The organism is Pseudomonas sp. JV245A (genome assembly GCF_032424515.1).
Lineage (GTDB): Bacteria > Pseudomonadota > Gammaproteobacteria > Pseudomonadales > Pseudomonadaceae > Aquipseudomonas > Aquipseudomonas protegens.
Window position 1 is genome coordinate 1 of sequence record NZ_VYKE01000457.1, and the last position, 791, is coordinate 791.

Annotated in this window: 1 protein-coding gene and 1 pseudogene; both read left to right on the forward strand. The window is 61.4% G+C overall.

From position 1 onward, the window contains the following. Positions 1-400, forward strand: a 400-nt coding sequence (locus tag F6S12_RS32410; RefSeq protein WP_315869943.1) for a DNA gyrase C-terminal beta-propeller domain-containing protein, incomplete at its 5' end; no start/stop codon positions are given. Positions 401-580: 180 nt separating this feature from the next. Then, positions 581-791: pseudogene (locus F6S12_RS32415) on the forward strand (hypothetical protein); the annotation flags it as partial.

Genomic DNA, 791 nt, shown 5'->3' on the forward strand with positions numbered 1-791 from the left:
CAAGAACAAGGCGGGCAAGGCGCTGTTGAGCCTGCCGAACAACGCCAAGGTGCTGGCGCCGCGGCCTGTGGCCGATCGCGAACAGAACTGGCTGGCTTCGGTGACCACCGAAGGGCGCCTGCTGGTGTTCAAGATCAGCGACCTGCCGCAGCTGGGCAAGGGCAAGGGCAACAAGATCATCGGCATTCCCGGTGAGCGCGTGGCCAGCCGCGAAGAGTACGTCACCGATATCGCGGTGCTGCCGGACGGCGCGACCCTGGTGCTGCAGGCTGGCAAGCGCACCTTGTCGCTCAAGGCTGACGATCTGGAGCACTACAAAGGCGAGCGCGGGCGCCGTGGCAACAAACTGCCTCGCGGCTTCCAGCGGGTGGATGCGTTGTTGGTAGAGCCTCTCAGTTAAGGGCGGGCTAGAGCGTTCGATCTGCGATTTAAGCGCAGGATCGACGCTACAACACTGGAGTCAGGGCGCATATTCACGGATGATATGCGCTTTCAAACGCTGGCGTGGCCGGGCGTTATTCAGGTTTTTTTTGAGTATTTACACTGTGGCTAGCCTTGTGGCCGCCACCTGGATGGGATGATGACTGCTCTGCGCCTTCCTCTTGTTTTCTTGCTCGCCGGCGTTCTTGGCCTGGCGGGTTGCAGCGTACACCAGCCGGTGTCGCTGTATCAGCTGGACAGCGGAAGTCCAGCTCAGCCGGCCAGTGCCGGCATGTCGGTATTGCTGGGGCCGGTGCTGATCGCCGATTACCTGCAACGTGAAACCCTCCTGCAGCGTCAGGATGATGGCA